Annotated in this window: 18 protein-coding genes; 12 read left to right on the top strand and 6 right to left on the bottom strand. The window is 63.0% G+C overall.

The window, feature by feature from the left end; translation table 11 throughout:
• The first annotated feature begins 14 nt into the window (after positions 1–14).
• From tagF to Q0L30_RS07930, 4 genes are read left to right on the top strand one after another with little or no spacing between them, the layout of a single operon-like run.
• Positions 15–713 (top strand): type VI secretion system-associated protein TagF, encoded by a 699-nt coding sequence (gene tagF, locus Q0L30_RS07945; RefSeq protein WP_296653532.1) that lies wholly within the window; start codon positions 15–17, stop codon positions 711–713.
• Positions 714–737: 24 nt separating this feature from the next.
• Positions 738–1,334 (top strand): OmpA family protein, encoded by a 597-nt coding sequence (locus Q0L30_RS07940; protein WP_296653529.1) that lies wholly within the window; start codon positions 738–740, stop codon positions 1,332–1,334.
• Positions 1,335–1,342: 8 nt separating this feature from the next.
• Positions 1,343–2,260 carry a hypothetical protein gene (locus Q0L30_RS07935; RefSeq protein WP_296653526.1) on the top strand — a complete coding sequence of 306 codons (918 nt, stop codon included), beginning with the start codon at positions 1,343–1,345 and terminating at the stop codon, positions 2,258–2,260.
• Positions 2,261–2,287: 27 nt separating this feature from the next.
• Positions 2,288–3,067, top strand: a complete 780-nt coding sequence (locus Q0L30_RS07930) for a class I SAM-dependent methyltransferase (protein ID WP_296653524.1) — start codon at positions 2,288–2,290, stop codon at positions 3,065–3,067.
• 85 nt (positions 3,068–3,152) lie between these two features.
• On the opposite strand, the gene Q0L30_RS07925 is transcribed toward Q0L30_RS07930, so the two are convergent.
• The 4 genes from Q0L30_RS07925 to Q0L30_RS07910 all read right to left on the bottom strand — a co-directional run bounded on the left by Q0L30_RS07925 (position 3,153) and on the right by Q0L30_RS07910 (position 6,717).
• On the bottom strand, positions 3,153–3,947 hold the full coding sequence (locus tag Q0L30_RS07925; protein WP_296653521.1) for an ABC transporter ATP-binding protein: 795 nt from the start codon (positions 3,945–3,947) through the stop codon (positions 3,153–3,155).
• Between the two features lie 3 nt (positions 3,948–3,950).
• Complete coding sequence (locus Q0L30_RS07920) at positions 3,951–4,847, bottom strand: ABC transporter permease (RefSeq protein WP_296653519.1); 897 nt, start codon at positions 4,845–4,847, stop codon at positions 3,951–3,953.
• 224 nt (positions 4,848–5,071) lie between these two features.
• Positions 5,072–6,058, bottom strand: a complete 987-nt coding sequence (locus Q0L30_RS07915) for an ABC transporter substrate-binding protein (RefSeq protein WP_296653516.1) — start codon at positions 6,056–6,058, stop codon at positions 5,072–5,074.
• A 386-nt stretch (positions 6,059–6,444) separates the two neighbouring features.
• The gene (locus tag Q0L30_RS07910) at positions 6,445–6,717 is read right to left on the bottom strand and encodes a hypothetical protein (protein WP_296653514.1); all 273 of its coding nucleotides are present in this window, start codon (positions 6,715–6,717) and stop codon (positions 6,445–6,447) included.
• Positions 6,718–7,108: 391 nt separating this feature from the next.
• On the opposite strand from Q0L30_RS07910, the gene Q0L30_RS07905 reads away from it, so the two are divergent.
• From Q0L30_RS07905 to Q0L30_RS07875, 7 genes are all read left to right on the top strand, one after another.
• A complete protein-coding gene (locus Q0L30_RS07905; protein ID WP_296653512.1) occupies positions 7,109–8,224 on the top strand; it encodes a branched-chain amino acid ABC transporter substrate-binding protein in 1,116 nt (371 codons plus the stop codon).
• A 105-nt stretch (positions 8,225–8,329) separates the two neighbouring features.
• Positions 8,330–9,256, top strand: coding sequence for a high-affinity branched-chain amino acid ABC transporter permease LivH (gene livH / locus Q0L30_RS07900; RefSeq protein ID WP_296653510.1), 927 nt, complete (start codon positions 8,330–8,332; stop codon positions 9,254–9,256).
• A 31-nt stretch (positions 9,257–9,287) separates the two neighbouring features.
• A complete protein-coding gene (locus tag Q0L30_RS07895; protein ID WP_296653838.1) occupies positions 9,288–10,544 on the top strand; it encodes a high-affinity branched-chain amino acid ABC transporter permease LivM in 1,257 nt (418 codons plus the stop codon).
• On the top strand, positions 10,541–11,311 hold the full coding sequence (livG, locus tag Q0L30_RS07890; protein WP_296653507.1) for a high-affinity branched-chain amino acid ABC transporter ATP-binding protein LivG: 771 nt from the start codon (positions 10,541–10,543) through the stop codon (positions 11,309–11,311). The genes Q0L30_RS07895 and livG overlap by 4 nt, the downstream gene beginning before the upstream one ends.
• Complete coding sequence (locus Q0L30_RS07885) at positions 11,311–12,012, top strand: ABC transporter ATP-binding protein (RefSeq protein WP_296653503.1); 702 nt, start codon at positions 11,311–11,313, stop codon at positions 12,010–12,012. Before livG ends, Q0L30_RS07885 begins: the two co-directional genes overlap by 1 nt.
• 79 nt (positions 12,013–12,091) lie before the next feature.
• Positions 12,092–12,247: a hypothetical protein gene (locus tag Q0L30_RS07880; protein WP_296653501.1), complete on the top strand. Its 156-nt coding sequence runs from the start codon at positions 12,092–12,094 to the stop codon at positions 12,245–12,247.
• A gap of 133 nt (positions 12,248–12,380) precedes the next feature.
• Positions 12,381–12,974, top strand: coding sequence for a DUF4337 domain-containing protein (locus Q0L30_RS07875; RefSeq protein WP_296653498.1), 594 nt, complete (start codon positions 12,381–12,383; stop codon positions 12,972–12,974).
• Positions 12,975–13,009: 35 nt separating this feature from the next.
• On the opposite strand, the gene Q0L30_RS07870 is transcribed toward Q0L30_RS07875, so the two are convergent.
• Together Q0L30_RS07870 and Q0L30_RS07865 are read right to left on the bottom strand one after the other, a co-directional pair.
• Positions 13,010–13,453, bottom strand: coding sequence for a hypothetical protein (locus Q0L30_RS07870; RefSeq protein ID WP_296653497.1), 444 nt, complete (start codon positions 13,451–13,453; stop codon positions 13,010–13,012).
• Positions 13,454–13,614: 161 nt separating this feature from the next.
• Positions 13,615–14,067 (bottom strand): DUF2501 domain-containing protein, encoded by a 453-nt coding sequence (locus Q0L30_RS07865; protein ID WP_296653494.1) that lies wholly within the window; start codon positions 14,065–14,067, stop codon positions 13,615–13,617.
• Positions 14,068–14,667: 600 nt separating this feature from the next.
• Between Q0L30_RS07865 and Q0L30_RS07860 the strand changes: the two genes are divergently transcribed.
• Positions 14,668–15,939 carry a transposase gene (locus Q0L30_RS07860; RefSeq protein ID WP_296653492.1) on the top strand — a complete coding sequence of 424 codons (1,272 nt, stop codon included), beginning with the start codon at positions 14,668–14,670 and terminating at the stop codon, positions 15,937–15,939.
• Positions 15,940–15,975 lie beyond the last annotated feature (36 nt).

The raw sequence follows: 15,975 nt of genomic DNA, 5'->3' as shown, positions 1-15,975 counted from the left end.
ACGGCGAGTTAAACGTGAACGAGACGGGATTCTTCGGCAAGGTCCGCACGCATGGCGATTTCGTGATCCGTCGGCTGCCCGCGTCGTTCGTCGGGCCGTGGGACCGGAGCCTGCAGGAAGGGATGCTGGAAGTGCGCGCGCGTTTTGGCGCGCAGTGGTTGCAGTTCTATCTCAATGCGCCGCTCTGGCATTTCGTGCTCGCGCCGGGCCTGTGCGGCGCGAACGCGTGGGCGGGCGTGCTGATGCCGGGTGTGGACCGGGTGGGTCGCTACTTCCCGTTCACGATTGCGTTGCCGCTGGAACGCAGCGTGCTGGCGCGCTGGCTGGATGGCGCGCAGGCGTGGTTCGACGCGATGGCGCAGTGCGCGCTATCGACACTCGCGCCGGACTTCGACCTCGAACTGTTCGACATGCGCCTCGCGGCGCTTGACGAAACGTATGGTGAAATCGGCGCGCAATCCGCGCCGTGGCGCGTGGAAAGCGCATTGGCGTCGGCCGGTACGCCGCTCGGCGCGTATTTAGCCGCACAACTCGCCGCAGGGGTCGCACCCGGCGCGAGCGCCTGGTGGACTGAGGGATCGGAGGCGGTGCCCGCGACACTGCGCGTCGGCGCGGGCCTGCTGGATGGGCCGCGATTTGCCGGGCTGCTCGATAGTGCAGACGGCGCGTGGCCAAGGGTGGAGCCGCTGCGGCGCGCTGGCGCGGCGGAATGAAAACGGATATATCGGAGATGAGTCATGTCAGGTCTCACGCAATTTCGGATTTGGAACCTGCAGTGCGTGCGCGCGATCGTGCTCGCGTGCTGCGCGATTGCGACAGGCAGTGCGACGTACGCGCAAACGCAGGTGATGAAGGAAAAAGACATCACGGAGCAGTCGATCACCAATGCGCTCACGCCGTCCGTTTCCACGGGCGACGTGCTCACGCGCGGCTTCGTGCTCTCGAATCAACATCCGGGCGCGATGTCCGCACCGGCGCATCCGGCGAAGCCGCCTTCGGCGCAGATGCTGATCACGTTCGCGACCAATTCGACGACGCTCACCGGCACGGCGCGAACCGCGCTCGACAAGGTTGCGCGCGCGCTGCAATCGGACAAGCTGTCAGTCTACAAATTCCGTGTGGAAGGGCATGCCGATCCGCGCGGCAATGCCGATGCGAATATGTTGCTCTCGCAACAACGCGCGCAAGCGGTGGTGGACTACCTCACGCAGCAGGCCGGCATTGCGCCGGAGCGGCTGAGCGCGATCGGCAAGGGATCGAGCGATCCGCTCAATAGGCGTAATCTCGCGGCGCCCGAGAACCGCCGCGTGACGATCGTGACCGTCACCGACTGAGCCGCGTGATGCGTGCCGCTCTGCGATGGTGCGCGTACGGCTTGTGTCTCGCGCTGGTGTGTGCGTGCACGCGTGTGTGTGCAGCGCCCGCTGTGATCGCGCCGGGCGCGGCCGTTGCTTTTGCCGACGCGCCGCACCTCGACGTGCTGCGCGTGCCGCTCGCGCAGCTTGAAGCAGCGTTGCCTGCGGAGCCGACGCTGCGGCTTTTCGAAATCACTGACCAGCCGGGGCTGTATGTGATGCACGCACCGAGCCTCGCCGCGCAGGGTGCGATGTTCTCGCGCGTGGTGGCATTGAACGAGCGGCGCGACATGCCGCGCGATCGCGTCGTGACGATGAATGCCGTCGTCATGAACGCAAAGCGCTTCGGCGAGGATCCGGCAGGGCTCACGGCGGGCAATAATTTCAGCACGACTCAGATCGCGCATTTCTTTAACGTCGCGTCGCAACAGCGCGTAACGCTGACTGAGGGCGAGCATTTGCTCAGAATGCTGCTGGCGCGCTGGGGGCTGATACGCGAGGAGGCGGGCGCATGGTTCGCGGCCTCTGCGCACGATTTCCTGATCACGGTTCCGGCGACCGGCACCGGCCCGGCGGGCGAGGTGATCGACGTTGCTGTGCGCGCGGCGATCCTGAGCCATGAACTGGGCCATTGGCGTTATTTCTCCGATGCGGCCTACGCGCACGCGTGCCGCACGTTCTGGTGGCACGAACTCAGCCACACCGAGCGCGCTGCGTTGACCGAGGAACTGGCCGGCATGGGCTACGACCCGAGCGACCGAATCGTGATCGACGAACTGCAGGCTTATCTGCTGCATACGCCCGCGCGCTATATGCCGCTTGCGGACCTGCCTGGCGCGGGCGGAGTCGATATCGCACGCGTGAAGCGCGGGCTGGAGCGAAGCGTGCAAAACGCGGGACAATAGCGCTTTCGTCAATTTGCGTCACGTACGATGTCCGCCGATAAACCCGTTCCCCCCGCGATTTCCGCAACTTACGCAGCGCAAGCGAATGCACTCCCAGGCCGCGCGAACTATTCGCAGTTCGCCGACCGCTACGCGCAAAGCGTGCCGGAGAAACCCCATAACGCGCTGTACGAGCGGCCCGCGACAGCGGCGCTGCTGGGCGACGTGTCGGGCCAGACCGTGCTCGACGCCGGATGCGGACCGGGCATTCTGAGCGCGAAGCTCGCTGCAGACGGTGCGCGCGTGCACGCCTTCGACGTGACGCCTGCGATGGTCGAATTCGCGCAGGCGCGCTGTGCCGGGTTAGGCGTCGAAATCGCGTTGGGCGATCTGGGCCAGCCGCTGCACTGGCTCGCCAATGAAACATTCGACCGTATCGTCTGCTCGCTGGCGCTCGACTACGTTGAGACGCTGGCGCCGACTTTCGCGGAATTTCATCGCGTGGCGAAACCGGGTGCGTTATTGGTCTTTTCGATGGCGCACCCGATGCGCGACTGGATCGACACGCGCACGCGCGGCTCGCGCAGTTACTTCGAGACGACGCGGTTTGGTTTGCGGTGGGGCGGTTTTGGCGAACCGAAGCCGTATGTTGAGGCGTTCAGGCGGCCGTTGGCGGAGATTGTCAACGGCTTGACGGAAAGCGGCTGGGTGCTCGACAGGCTGATCGAGCCGCGGCCAGTGCCGGAAATGAAGACGGTTGCGCCCGCACTGTATGACGAACTCGAATTGTCGCCCGCGTTTATCTGCGTGCGTGCGCGGCGTGTGTGAGTTTCGTTGTGGGAATTAATTGAGGTAAACGGAAAAGCCCGCTGGCTACGCTGCCAACGGGCTTTGCAACATCGAGACACAAGTCTTAACCGAGCAACAAAACATCGTCGTCTAGTTTTTCGTGCCGGGTTTGTTCGAACATGCGCAGCAAATCCGGCACGTCGAGGCCGCGACGCTCGTCGCCCGACACGTCCAGGACGACCTGCCCCTGATGCAGCATGACCGTGCGTTGGCCGTAGTCGAGCGCCTGGCGCATGCTGTGCGTGACCATCATCGTCGTGAGTTTCGCTTCCTCGACAATGCGCACGGTGAGGTCCAGCACGAATGCGGCTGTCTTCGGATCGAGCGCCGCCGTGTGCTCATCGAGCAGCAAAATGCGCGAGGGCTGCAACGACGCCATCAACAGGCTTACCGCCTGGCGCTGTCCGCCCGAGAGCAGGCCGATGCGGTCGGTCAGCCGGTTTTCGAGGCCGAGGTTCAAAAGGCGCAGCTTGGCGCGAAACAGCTCGCGGTCCTGCTTCTTGAGCGCCGGGCCGAAGCCGCGCCGCTTGCCGCGCGCCATGGCGAGCGCCATGTTTTCTTCGATCGTGAGGGCTTCGCAGGTACCGGCCATCGGGTCCTGAAACACGCGCGCAACGAGGTGCGCGCGGTCCCACGCCTGCTTCTTCGTGACGTCCTGGCCATCAATCGTGATCGCGCCTGAGTCGACCATCTGGTCGCCGCTGATCGCGTTGAGGAAGGTCGATTTGCCCGCGCCGTTCGAGCCGATCACGGCGACGAACTGACCCGTCGGGATTTCGAGCGATAGTCCGCGTAGCGCGCGCGTTTCAATCGGCGTGCCGGGGTTGAATGTGAGCTTGAGATCCTGTGCACTGAGCATGGCTTATGCCGTCCCGTTCTTGCGGCCGAAGAGTTTCTTGCGCGTCGCGGGCAGCACGAGCGCAATTGTCACGAGCACGGCGGTCACGAGATTCAGGTCCTGTGCCTTGAGTCCGATGAAATCGCTGTTGAGCGCGAGCGCGATGAAGAAGCGATAGAGGATCGCGCCGAGCACGGCGGCGAGCGTCGTGAGCGCGAGACGGCGCGCGGGCAGAATGCTTTCGCCGATGATCACGGCGGCAAGACCGATCACGATTGTGCCGATGCCCATCGAAATATCCGAGCCGCCCTGGCTTTGCGCGAAGAGCGCGCCGGCCAGCGCGACGAGCGCATTCGAGAGCGCCATGCCGGCCAGCGTCGCGCGGCCCGTGGCGATGCCTTGAGCGCGCGCCATGCGCGGATTCGCGCCCGTGGCGCGCAGCGCGAGGCCGTATTGCGACGAGAAGAACCAGTCCACGCCGAACTTTGCGACCACAACGACCACGAAGAGCGCGAGCGGGCGCAGCATGTAGTCGGGCAGCCAGGCGGGCTGGATCTGGGTAAAGACCGTGGATTCGGAAATCAGCGGCACATTCGGCGCGCCCATGACGCGCAGGTTGACCGAGTAGAGCGCGATCATCATCAGGATGCTGGCGAGCAGGTCCATGATTTTCAGGCGCACGTTGAGCCAGCCGGTCACGAAACCGGCGAGCGCGCCCGCGATCATTGCGCCGGCGGTGGCGAGAAAAGGATCGTGACCAGCGGCGATCAGGGTCGCCGCGACGGCGCCGCCGAGCGGAAAGCTGCCGTCCACGGTGAGATCGGGAAAATTCAGGATGCGAAAGGAAATCAGCACCCCGAGGGCAACGAGGCTGAAAATCAGGCCGATTTCAAGCGCGCCCAGAAGCGAGTAAAGGGACATGGGGAAAAATCCGGTTGCGGCCTCCGGCCGCGCTATACGGGACAAGTCGGCGGACTTGCCGGCGGAGGATGCGCGCGCAGCGAGGCGCCGTGCGGCTTCATGTCCGCACGTGTTTTACGTGTGCATCAGGCGTGTCCTGTTCAGGCACGCCGGTCTTATTCCGGCCGATTGCGAATGCGCCCGCACGCAGCGGGCGCGAGTCACAAAACGGCTTACTAAGCGGCTTACTTGATGACTTCGGTGGCTTCCTTGAGCAGGTCGGCCGACAACGTCACACCCTGCTTTTGCGCAGCCGTCGGGTTCACGAACAGTTGCAGCTTGTCGCTCGTTTCCGATGCGATCACGCCAGGCTTTTCGCCCTTCAGGATGCGCACGACAACCTTGCCGGTCTGATGGCCGAGGTCGCTGTAGTCGATGCCGAGCGCTGCAATGGCGCCGCGCTTCACGCTGTCCGTATCGGCGGCGATGAGCGGAATCTTCGCGTCGTTGGCGACCTTCACGAGCGCCTCGTAGGCCGAGACCACGTTGTTGTCCGTGTTCGTGTAGATCACGTCGACCTTGCCGATCAGGCTCTTCGAGGCGGGCCCGATGTCGACGGTGCGCGGTGCGGCGGCTTCCTTGAGCGTCATGCCCTGTCTGGCGAGCAGTTCCTTCATGGCCTTCACGACCACGACCGAGTTCGCCTCGCCCGGGTTGTAGACCATGCCCACGGTCTTCGCGTTGGGCACGACGCGCTTGATGAGCGCAACTTCCTTGTCGAGCGGGAGCTTGTCGGAAACGCCGGTGACGTTGGTGTTGCTCGGCGACCAGTTCTTCACGAGTTGCGCGGCGACCGGGTCCGTCACGCCTGCGTACACGACCGGCACGGTCCTGGTTGCAGCCACAACGGCTTGTGCGGAAGGCGTGGCGATTGCGACGATTGCGCTCGGGTTGTCGCCGACAAACTTGCGGGCGATTTGCGCGGCGGTGGCGGTGTTGCCCTGCGCGCTCTGGTATTCCCACTTCAGGTTCTTGCCTGCGTCGTAGCCGGCGGCCTTCAGTTCGTCGCGCACGCCGTCACGGATCGCATCGAGCGCCGGGTGTTCGACGATCGACAGCACTTCCACGCTGACGGTTGCGGCGTGAGCGACGCCGGAGAACAGTGACAGTGCGATTGCGCTGCCAATGAGAGTTTGAGAGGCGGTCTTGGCGGCCAGCTTGAGCGACTTCATGGTGTGGGAATTCCCCGGGATTTTTGTCTCTGGATAATTTGTCCGCGTGGTGCGGCTTCGCCTGCGGTCTGTGTGCAGCCCGGATGTTCGGCGGCGCGTGCGGGGATGGTGCACGCATGGGGCCGGCGGCGAGGCAGCGAGGATACCACTTCGATTGAGCCGTTGTGATGCGTTGAAATCATTTTGCGGCGGCAGCGCCACGCCTTTATCCGTGCCTTTAAAGCATGGATGTGCGCCCTGTTTTCTGGAGAAACGGAACAATCGCCGGAATTTTTCTTGTTTTCGGATCGGAATAACGGGCGTTAGGGAAGGGTGGATTATCGGTTCTGGAGCGATCTCTCAGGCATCCTGTTTTAAGCGGTGGGCGCGATGATTTTCCTTGTAAATCAACGGTGTGCGTGGATCTTATTTAGGGTTTTCCATAGGGCGAGTTCATTGCGCAATGCTGATATTTCGGATTGCCCGAAATGATCGGCTAATAAAAAAATAAACCGTCCGGAAAGTCGGCTTTGCTCTTTTTCAATCGCCGCGCGATGGCCTGCCGCCTGCGTTTTTCGGTCGCCCCCCTGAAGTGCCGCACCAGCCGGTCGTCTTGAGCCGGGCGTTTCAATCTCCACGCCTGATGCGACGATTTTCCGCGCATTTTCGATGGCTCTCATTTCGCTGCCTCGAATCGACTGGTTCCAGAATGGGCTCTGATACACGGCAAATACGCCTGATTACACGCCCGCAGTATGGAAGAAATACACGGTTGCGCTTGCAAGGGTTTATTGGTAGTATCCGCCGATCGCTGATTCAGGCCGGAACACCTTTTCGGTACGAAATGCAGCGAACGGGGCAGGCGGATCGCTTGCGCAAAACAGGCTGCATCCCTTGCAGTCTCGCCGAACTCGGCCGCTACACCGCGGCCGATACTTGCCGGGCCCCGTCACGTCTTTTTTTTCTCAGGCTCGTCAAGGTCGTTCCCCAATGCAGTTGGATTGGGGTGCTGTTCGTTTGCGCAGGTCAATCCGTTTGACCGGATGACCCAGAACAATCGAGGAGCACCTGATGACGTTGTCCCACCTTACCTCCCTCTCCGTGGCTGCCGCGCTGCTTGCTTTTGGTGCGTATGCGCAAGCCGACACCGTGAAAATCGCCATTGCGGGTCCGTTCAGCGGCCCGGTCGCCCAGTACGGCGATATGGTCAAGGCGGGCGCGCTGACCGCCATCGAGCAGATCAACGCCGCAGGCGGCGCGAACGGCAACAAGTTCGAAGCTGTTCTGATGGACGATGCATGCGAGCCGAAGCAGGCTGTCGCCGTCGCGAACAAGATCGTTTCGCAGCATATCCAGTACGTCATCGGTCATGTGTGCTCGGGCTCGACGATCCCCGCTTCGGATATCTACGAGAACGAAGGCGTCGTCATGGTCACGCCGTCGGCCACCGCGCCGCAGCTCACCCAGGGCAAGAAGCGCCAGTTCATTTTCCGCACCATCGGCCGCGACGACCAGCAAGGTCCCGCTGCTGCCGCGTACATCATCAACAAGGTCAAGCCGAAGAAGGTCGCAATCCTGCACGACAAGCAGTCGTACGGCCAGGGCATCGCGACTTCGGTGAAGGGCGCGCTCGACAAGGCGCACATCCCCGTCGTCGTGTTCGAAGGCATCAACGCCGGCGATTCGGATTACTCCGCAATCGTCACGAAGCTCAAGTCGCAGGGCGTGGACTTCGTCTACTTCGGCGGTTACCACCCGGAAATGGGCCTGCTGCTGCGCCAGTCGCGCGAACAGGGTGTGAAGGCAACGTTCATGGGGCCTGAGGGCGTGGGCAACAAGGACGTGACGGCGATCGCCGGCCCGGCTTCGGAAGGCATGCTCGTCACGCTGCCCGCCGACTTCTCCGCCGATCCGGCCAACGCGAAGCTCGTGAAGGCATTCACCGACGCGAAGCGCGACGCCAACGGTCCGTTCCAGATGCCGTCGTACGCCGCGGTCCAGGTGATCGCCAACGGCATCGCGGGCGCGAAGAGCACCGACCCGACCAAGGTTGCGGCATACCTGCACAAGAACGCGTTCAACACGCCGATCGGCAAGGTGGAATTCGACGCACAGGGCGACCTGAAGGCATTCCGCTTCGTCGTCTACACGTGGCACAAGGACGCCACGAAGACCGCCGCCAACTAATCGCGGCGTGTCACCGGGACGCCCTGCTCCTCGTTGCGACGGGCGGGGCGTTTTCGAATCCGGGCTTGACCGGTTTTACCGGTCTTGTCGCCGCGAGGCTTTCGCATGAATGATTTTCTTCCGCAGTTCACCCAGCAGCTCGTCAACGGGCTTACGCTGGGTGCGATCTATGCGCTGATCGCCATCGGCTACACGATGGTCTACGGCATCATCGGCATGATCAACTTCGCTCACGGCGAGATCTACATGATCGGCGCCTATGTGGGCCTCGTCACGCTCACGGCCATCGGCACGTCGGCGGGCTATCCGCTGCCGCTCGTGCTGGGCGCGGCGCTCATCGTCTCGGTGCTCGTCACGGGGCTCTACGGTTTCGCGGTCGAACGCGTGGCGTATCGGCCGTTGCGCGGCGGGCCGCGCCTCGTGCCGCTCATCTCCGCGATCGGCATGTCCATTTTCCTGCAGAACTACGTGCAGATCGGGCAGGGCGCGCGCGACGTGTCGGTGCCGGAACTGATCTCCGGCGCGCTCGAATTCAACATGGGCGGCAACTTCGACGTGACGATTCCGTATGCGCGCATGTTGATCGTCGGCGTGACGCTCGTGCTGATGATCGCACTGACGCTCTTCATCACCCGTTCTCGCATGGGCCGCGCCTGCCGCGCCTGCGCCGAAGACATGAAGATGGCCAATCTGCTCGGCATCGATACGAACCGCGTGATCTCGCTCACGTTCGTACTCGGTGCGATGCTGGCCGCCGTGGGCGGCGTGCTGATCGGCCTCACGATCGGCAAGCTCAATCCGTATATCGGCTTTATCGCGGGCATCAAGGCTTTTACGGCGGCAGTGCTCGGCGGCATCGGCAGCATTCCGGGCGCGATGCTCGGCGGCGTTCTGCTCGGCCTCGTCGAAACCTTCGCCTCGGGCTACATGCCGGCGGAGTACAAGGACGTGGTCGCGTTCGGCCTGCTCGTGCTCGTGCTGCTGTTCCGTCCCACCGGCCTGCTCGGCAAGCCGGACGTCGAAAAGGTGTGAGGACGTCATGAGTCAAACCGTTCCCGTTTCCATGCGCGCACAACATACGCACGGCACCTCGTCTTCGCAGACCGTCAAGGGCGCGTTCGCCGCCGCACTGGCGACGATCATCCTTACCGCGCCGATTCTCGGCCTGCAACTCACGCTCGACGGCTATCAGGTCGCGCTGCACCAGCATTGGCGGCCCGTCTGGATTGCCGCTGCAATCGTGTTCGTGTTTCAGCTCGTCAAGCCGCTTTTCAAGCGCGCGACGCTCGGCGTGCGCCTGCTCGCGCTGCCCGCGCCCGGCGCGAAACAGCAGCGCGTGGCGATCTGGGCGCTGCTCGCGTTCGGCTTCGTGTTCGCCTTCATCGGCTCGCGGGGCGCGGTCGACGTCGCAACGCTCGCGCTGATCTACGTGATTCTCGGCCTCGGCCTGAATATCGTGGTGGGCTTCGCGGGTCTGCTCGATCTCGGCTACGTCGGCTTTTACGCGGTCGGCGGCTACACGTATGCGCTGCTCAACCAGTATTTCGGCCTCACGTTCTGGGAGTGCCTGCCGCTCGCAGCCCTCGCATCGGCCACGTTCGGCTTCCTGCTCGGCTTTCCGGTGTTGCGTTTGCGCGGCGACTATCTCGCGATTGTCACGCTCGGCTTCGGCGAAATCATTCGCCTCTTGCTGAACAACCTCACGACCATCACCGGCGGACCCGACGGCATTTCGGGCATTCCCAAGCCGACCGTGTTCGGGATCGAAATGGCGCGCCATGCGAGCGTGGAAGGCGCGAAGACATTCCATGAGCTGATGGGCTGGGAATACAACGGCGAGCACATGGTGATCTTCCTTTATCTGCTCGCGCTCGTACTGGTTGCGTTCACACTCTTCGTCACGAGCCGCCTGTTGCGCATGCCGATGGGCCGCGCATGGGAAGCGCTGCGCGAGGACGAGATTGCATGCCGCTCGCTCGGGCTGAACCCGACGCGCGTGAAGCTCTCCGCATTCACGCTGGGTGCCTCTTTCGCGGGTCTCGCAGGTGCGTTCTTCGCAGCGCGCCAGGGTCTCGTCACGCCCGAGTCGTTTACGTTCATCGAATCGGCGCTGATTCTCGCGGTCGTCGTGCTCGGCGGCATGGGCTCGCAACTGGGCGTGGTGCTCGCGGCGATCCTGCTGACCGCGCTGCCGGAAGTGGCGCGCGGCTTCGCCGAGTACCGGATGCTGATATTCGGCCTCGTGATGGTGCTGATGATGATGTGGCGCCCGCAGGGTCTTCTGCCAGCGAGCCGTCCGCATGTGGAGTTGCCGCGATGAGCGCAGAACAGTTGTTGAAAGTATCGGGCCTGCAAATGCGCTTTGGCGGCCTGCTCGCTGTCGACGGGATTGAATTCGATGTGCGCGCAAACGAAGTGTTCGCGATCATCGGCCCGAACGGCGCAGGCAAGACGACGGTGTTCAACTGCGTCGGCGGTTTTTACAAACCCACCGCGGGCGACATTCGCCTGCAGGGCCAGGCGATCACCGGTCTGCCGAGCCATCAGGTGGCGCGGCGCGGTCTTGTGCGCACGTTCCAGAATATTCGTTTGTTCCGGCAACTCACGGTGCTGGAGAACCTGATGGTTGCCCAGCATCTCAAGGTCAACCGCAACATCCTGAGCGGTCTGTTCACGACGCCCGCGTATCGCCGCGCCGAGCGCGCGGCGCTCGAACACGCGGCACAGTGGCTCGAGCGTGTGGGTCTGACGAGCGTGGCGAACCGCGAGGCGGGCACGCTCTCGTACGGTCACCAGCGCCGCCTCGAAATCGCGCGCTGCATGATTACCCGGCCGCGTCTCTTGATGCTCGACGAACCCGCCGCGGGCCTGAACCCGCAGGAGAAGATCGAGCTGCAGGAGATGGTCGATGGATTGCGCAACGAATTCGGCATTTCGGTGCTCCTGATCGAACACGACATGAGTCTCGTGATGGGCGTGTCGGACCGCATTCTCGTGATGGAGCACGGCAAACCGATCATGATCGGCAAACCCGACGAAGTGCGCAACGACCCGCGCGTGATCAAGGCGTATCTCGGAGAGGACTGATGCTGAAGCTGGAAAAGGTCCATACGCACTACGGCGCGGTGGAAGCGCTCGCGGGCGTGTCGATCGAAGTGAACAAGGGCGAGATCGTCACGCTGATTGGCAGCAACGGCGCGGGCAAGACCACGCTCATGATGACGGTGTGCGGCACGCCGCGCGCCTCGTCGGGTCGCGTGTCGTTCGAAGGCGAGGACATCACGCGCATGCCGACGCACGAGATCATGCGGCTCGGCATGGCGATTTCGCCGGAAGGCCGCCGCGTGTTCCCGAGCCTCACGGTGCTGGAAAATCTGCAGATGGGCGGCTTTTTCTCGTCGCACGACGAAATCGAGGCCGGTATCGAGCATGTCTTCACGCTGTTTCCGCGGCTGAACCAGCGCGCGAAGCAGCGTGCCGGTACGATGTCGGGCGGCGAACAGCAGATGCTTGCGATCGGACGCGCGCTCATGAGCCGTCCGCGTCTCTTGCTGCTCGACGAACCCACGCTCGGCCTCGCGCCTCTCGTGATCGCGCAGATCTTCGACATCATCCGCACGATCCGCGATGAAGGCGTGACGGTGTTCCTCGTCGAACAGAACGCGAACAAGGCGCTCCACGTGGCCGATCGCGGCTATGTGCTGGAGAACGGGCACGTCGTGCTCGCCGACGCCGCGGACAACCTGCTCGCGAACGACAACATCAAGCGCGCCTATCTGGGCGGCTAGTTTCGCCCACGGCAGCGGCCGGTCGGTAAGCCTTCGGTCTCTGCAAGCTGTACGCCACGCCCGCGCGTGCCGCCGTTCCATGAACGGCGACACGCGCGGGCGTTTTCGTTGGTTCTCGTTGGTGCTCATTGTCGTTAGTTGGGCGGCGCAACAGATCCGCGTGCCTGAATTCAATAAATGGGTAGTTATTCCTTCATTCTGCTTTCAATTGGATGCGGTTGGATTTTCGCTTTGAAAAGATGCATGCTCATGACTGGACAGGCGGGCCGCGCTCACCATAATTGAGCGTCCCTGAGTGCGCGCCACTTATCGAGTGGCCGAAGAGGCTGCGCGCGCGTTTTACCGCGTGTTTACCGGAGAATCACTGGATGTCTGAAGAGTATGAAGTGCACGGGCCGCACGATCACGCGGTTGAACATGCCGCCAGCGGTCACGGCGCACATGGCGAAACCGATTCGTTCGCGGGCCGGATGGCGGTGATGACGGCGATTCTCGCGTCGATCGGCGCGATCTTCGCGTACCAGAGCGGGACGAGCGAAAATCTGGCGCTCTATTACAAGAACGAGGCGGCGATTCGCAAGACCGAGGCCGCAAACCAGTGGGCGTATTACCAGGCGAAAGGCGAGAAAGAAAATCTTGCGGCGCTGGGTGCGGCGCTTTCGCCCAATGCAAGCGATGCGCAGCGCCGCTTCGCCGCCGATGTCGATCGTTATCGCCAGCAGAAGGAGCCGATACGCGCGAAGGCCGAAGCCATCGAGCGGGAAGTGGCGCTCGACGATGCGCGCAGCGAAACGCTCATGCACGGCCATCATCGCTGGGCGCAGGCCACGACGGCCATCCAGATCTCGATTGCACTCACGGCGATTACGCTGCTCACGCGCCGCCGCTGGCTGCTTTATACCTCGATGGGGATGGCGGCGGGGGGCGTGGTGCTTGGCGCACTGGCGTTCTTTTCGGCCTGACGCGCATGGCGTGTCCTGAGTTTATGCGGCGCGCGTCAGCCGCCGCAGACTATGGCCGTGAGCAGCATCGGCACGACGGTCTGCACCGTCGCATCGCTGTTGGCCTGGCTCAGCCGTAACCGCACCGACTCTTCCGGTGCGGACACCACCACACCATAAAGCGGTGAATCGATTTCTTTACCCGAGCCGTGGTGAAAGAGTGCGTCGTCGTGCGCGTAGCCGAGCACCATGTAAATCGGAAAGCCGAACGCGCGGAGCTGGTGACCATGAGCGGGCCGGAATGCGTTGACCGAATTCTCCTCGACCCGGCTGGGCTTCGCATCGATCGACTTCTCGTGGATCAGCGATGAGATGAACGTATGCGGATTCGACGTGCAATCGAAGTGCTCGTCGCGATGCTCGGCGTGCGCGAATGCCGGGACCAGCATCGCAGTAAGGCCCGCGAAGAGTGTGACGACGGGAGTTCTGTGCTTGCTCATAGCCGTGACGACTGAAACACGCCGGAAATTCCTTCGACATTCCGGCTGCATTCATGTTCAACGGCACGCGGCACAAAATTTGCGCACGTGCCCTGCCATGCCACTGATTGTGGCACGACAGGGGGGTGCTAGCGCAAGTACGTTATCAAAGCGAACAGGCTCTACAGCATCGATTTCGCCTGGGTCAGAATCTTGTCGCAGACCTGGCGCGTGGCGGCCTGCTTGAGTCCGCTGCCCGAGAGATCGAGCTTCGAGCCGTTGCCGGCGGTCAGAATGCCGCTGCTGCCCTGCTGGTAGCCGGTGTCCGTCGTGTTCGCACCGCCGGGCAGCTTGCTGAGCAGCGAGTCCTTGACGCTGCCCGCAGCATCGGCGTTCAGATAATTGTTCTTGATGCAGTACTGGAGCAGGCCGGTCACATTGCCGACGCTGTTCGACGTGACGGAAGCGCCGGAAAGCGAACTGCCAAGATTGCCGAGATTGCCGAGTGCATTCCCGGCCGAGCCGCCCGTTGTGCCCTGGTTCAGCAGGTTGCCGAGCTGGGCATGTGCGGCCGACAAGGGCAACACAAGGCCGATGGCGAGCGCTGCGGCGAGGCGCGGTACAGACGTTTGCATACACGAACCCCCGAGGTGAGCCGATGATTTATCACTATAAACGGATTCGTTTTTATGCCGCGCCTGGGTTGCCGCAGCGTCGGAAAGAGCCGGTGGCGGCAGGCGAGGTGCAACCCGTGCGGTCCCCCATGTTGTCATTCAATGTCATCATTCTGTCGTTGGTTGTGATAGCAACAGCACGGGATAATCGGCCGAGGGAAAACGCACGCTTTACCGGCTGCGATGGAGGCCACTCGCATACCGCCCATGCAGCGTAACGAATCGCAAATCAGGAATAAATGCCGTACTTACAGGTGCATTTCGGCAAAATTCACGCAGTTTATGCCCTCAGTTTGTTTCTAACCGTAACACTTATTTCGGCCCTCCTCAGTGGCCGGTTTCAGGTGGTATGCTTCCTGCACAATTTCTCCCGTGCACGAGTGAGACCACGTTCTTTGCGTCACTACCGTGAATACGCGCACTTCCTGAGTGCAGCGTCTGACGCAAATGAGCCAGGCATACAAGCAAATGGTGCAACCAAGTATTCCCGCGCGAATCAACCATGATTCGCGCGCGGATGCTTTGTCACTGCAGCCCTGGTCCGGCTGCGTGGAGATCAGCATGAATTTCGAAGAACTGAGCGATGACGAGTGGATGATGGTGTCGTCGCTCGTATCCGATGAACCGCCCATTCGAATCAATCGCCGCGGCCGACCTCGTGCGGAGCCGCGGGTCGTGGCCAATGCGGTGTTGTGGATTTTGACCACGGGTGAATCGTGGTCGCGCCTGCCCGCGCGCTATCCTTCCGGGCCCACCTGCCGCCGCCGTTTCGACGAATGGCACGCGAGCGGCACGCTCGTCGAAATCGTTCAACGGCTCACACAGAGCGGGCGCAGTTTCGTCTACGTGCCCGAACCCCCTCAGCCTGTGGCAGAGACTGTCGCCGCGATTGCCGATGAAACGGATCCTGACGATGGATTGCCTGCTGTCTACTGGAAGAGTCCGGAAGCATGGCAGGCACCCGCAAGCATGGCCGATGCGCCGCTCGCCGATCCGATCGAAAGCATGACGCGCCAGCTCGTGGCCGCGGAGCCGCCCGTTCTCGCGAACGACGCGCCGCCCGCTGCGCCGGTGCACGCGCGCAAGCGCGTGCACGCATCCGTTGCACCCGCATCCGTTCCCGTAGCGCGCGACGAAAGTCCCGTGGCGCCGCGTAGTCCGACATGGTCGAACCGTGCGCCGCACCTGGCGCAGGTTGCCGAATGGCGCGGTTATGTGATGAAACTGACGGTGCAGCCGGTGCGCAACCGCAAGTATCGTGCGGCCGTGGAGATCCTCAAGGACAACCAGCGCGTCGAGCGTTCCGGGCTAATCGGGCCGCCGTTCCAGGACCGCGATGCGGCGAAGCATTTCGCATTCGACTGGGGGCGTGACTGGATCGAACGCGAGTGCGGCGGCGAACCTGCTGTGCAGGCCGCAGCGCCCGGTCGGAATAAGGCCGGTGCGGCGGTCGCACACGCGCCCGGCAATGCGGTCGTTACGCGCACCGTGCCTGTTGTCACAAATGCGGTGACGAATGCGGTGACGAGTGCGGTGACAAGCGCGGTGACAAATGCGGTTACAAGCGCGGTTACAAGCGCGGTGGTGAATGCAGTTCAAAACGCGGCACCAAACGTCGTACCCAGCACGGTGGCGGACGCAGTCGCAAGCGCGATGGCAACCGCGGGTGCGCCCGCCAATGCACGTCTCGTGCCGCTGCAACGCTTTACGGCGTCCGGCGCGCTGGTGTCGGCCAACGACAGACGCGATAGCGGCGCTGAGGCGAGCCGTTCCTCCGAGCGTCGCACCGCCGATCCGCAATACAGACCGCGCACGCGGGCCCACGCAGGCTGATACGCGGGCCCGGTGCATCGCGGCTCGCGGCGCATC

The sequence above is a fragment of the Paraburkholderia sp. genome (assembly GCF_024281035.1).
Lineage (GTDB): Bacteria > Pseudomonadota > Gammaproteobacteria > Burkholderiales > Burkholderiaceae > Paraburkholderia.
The sequence above is the reverse complement of the archived record's forward strand: the minus strand, read 5'-3'. Positions and strand labels throughout refer to the sequence as shown.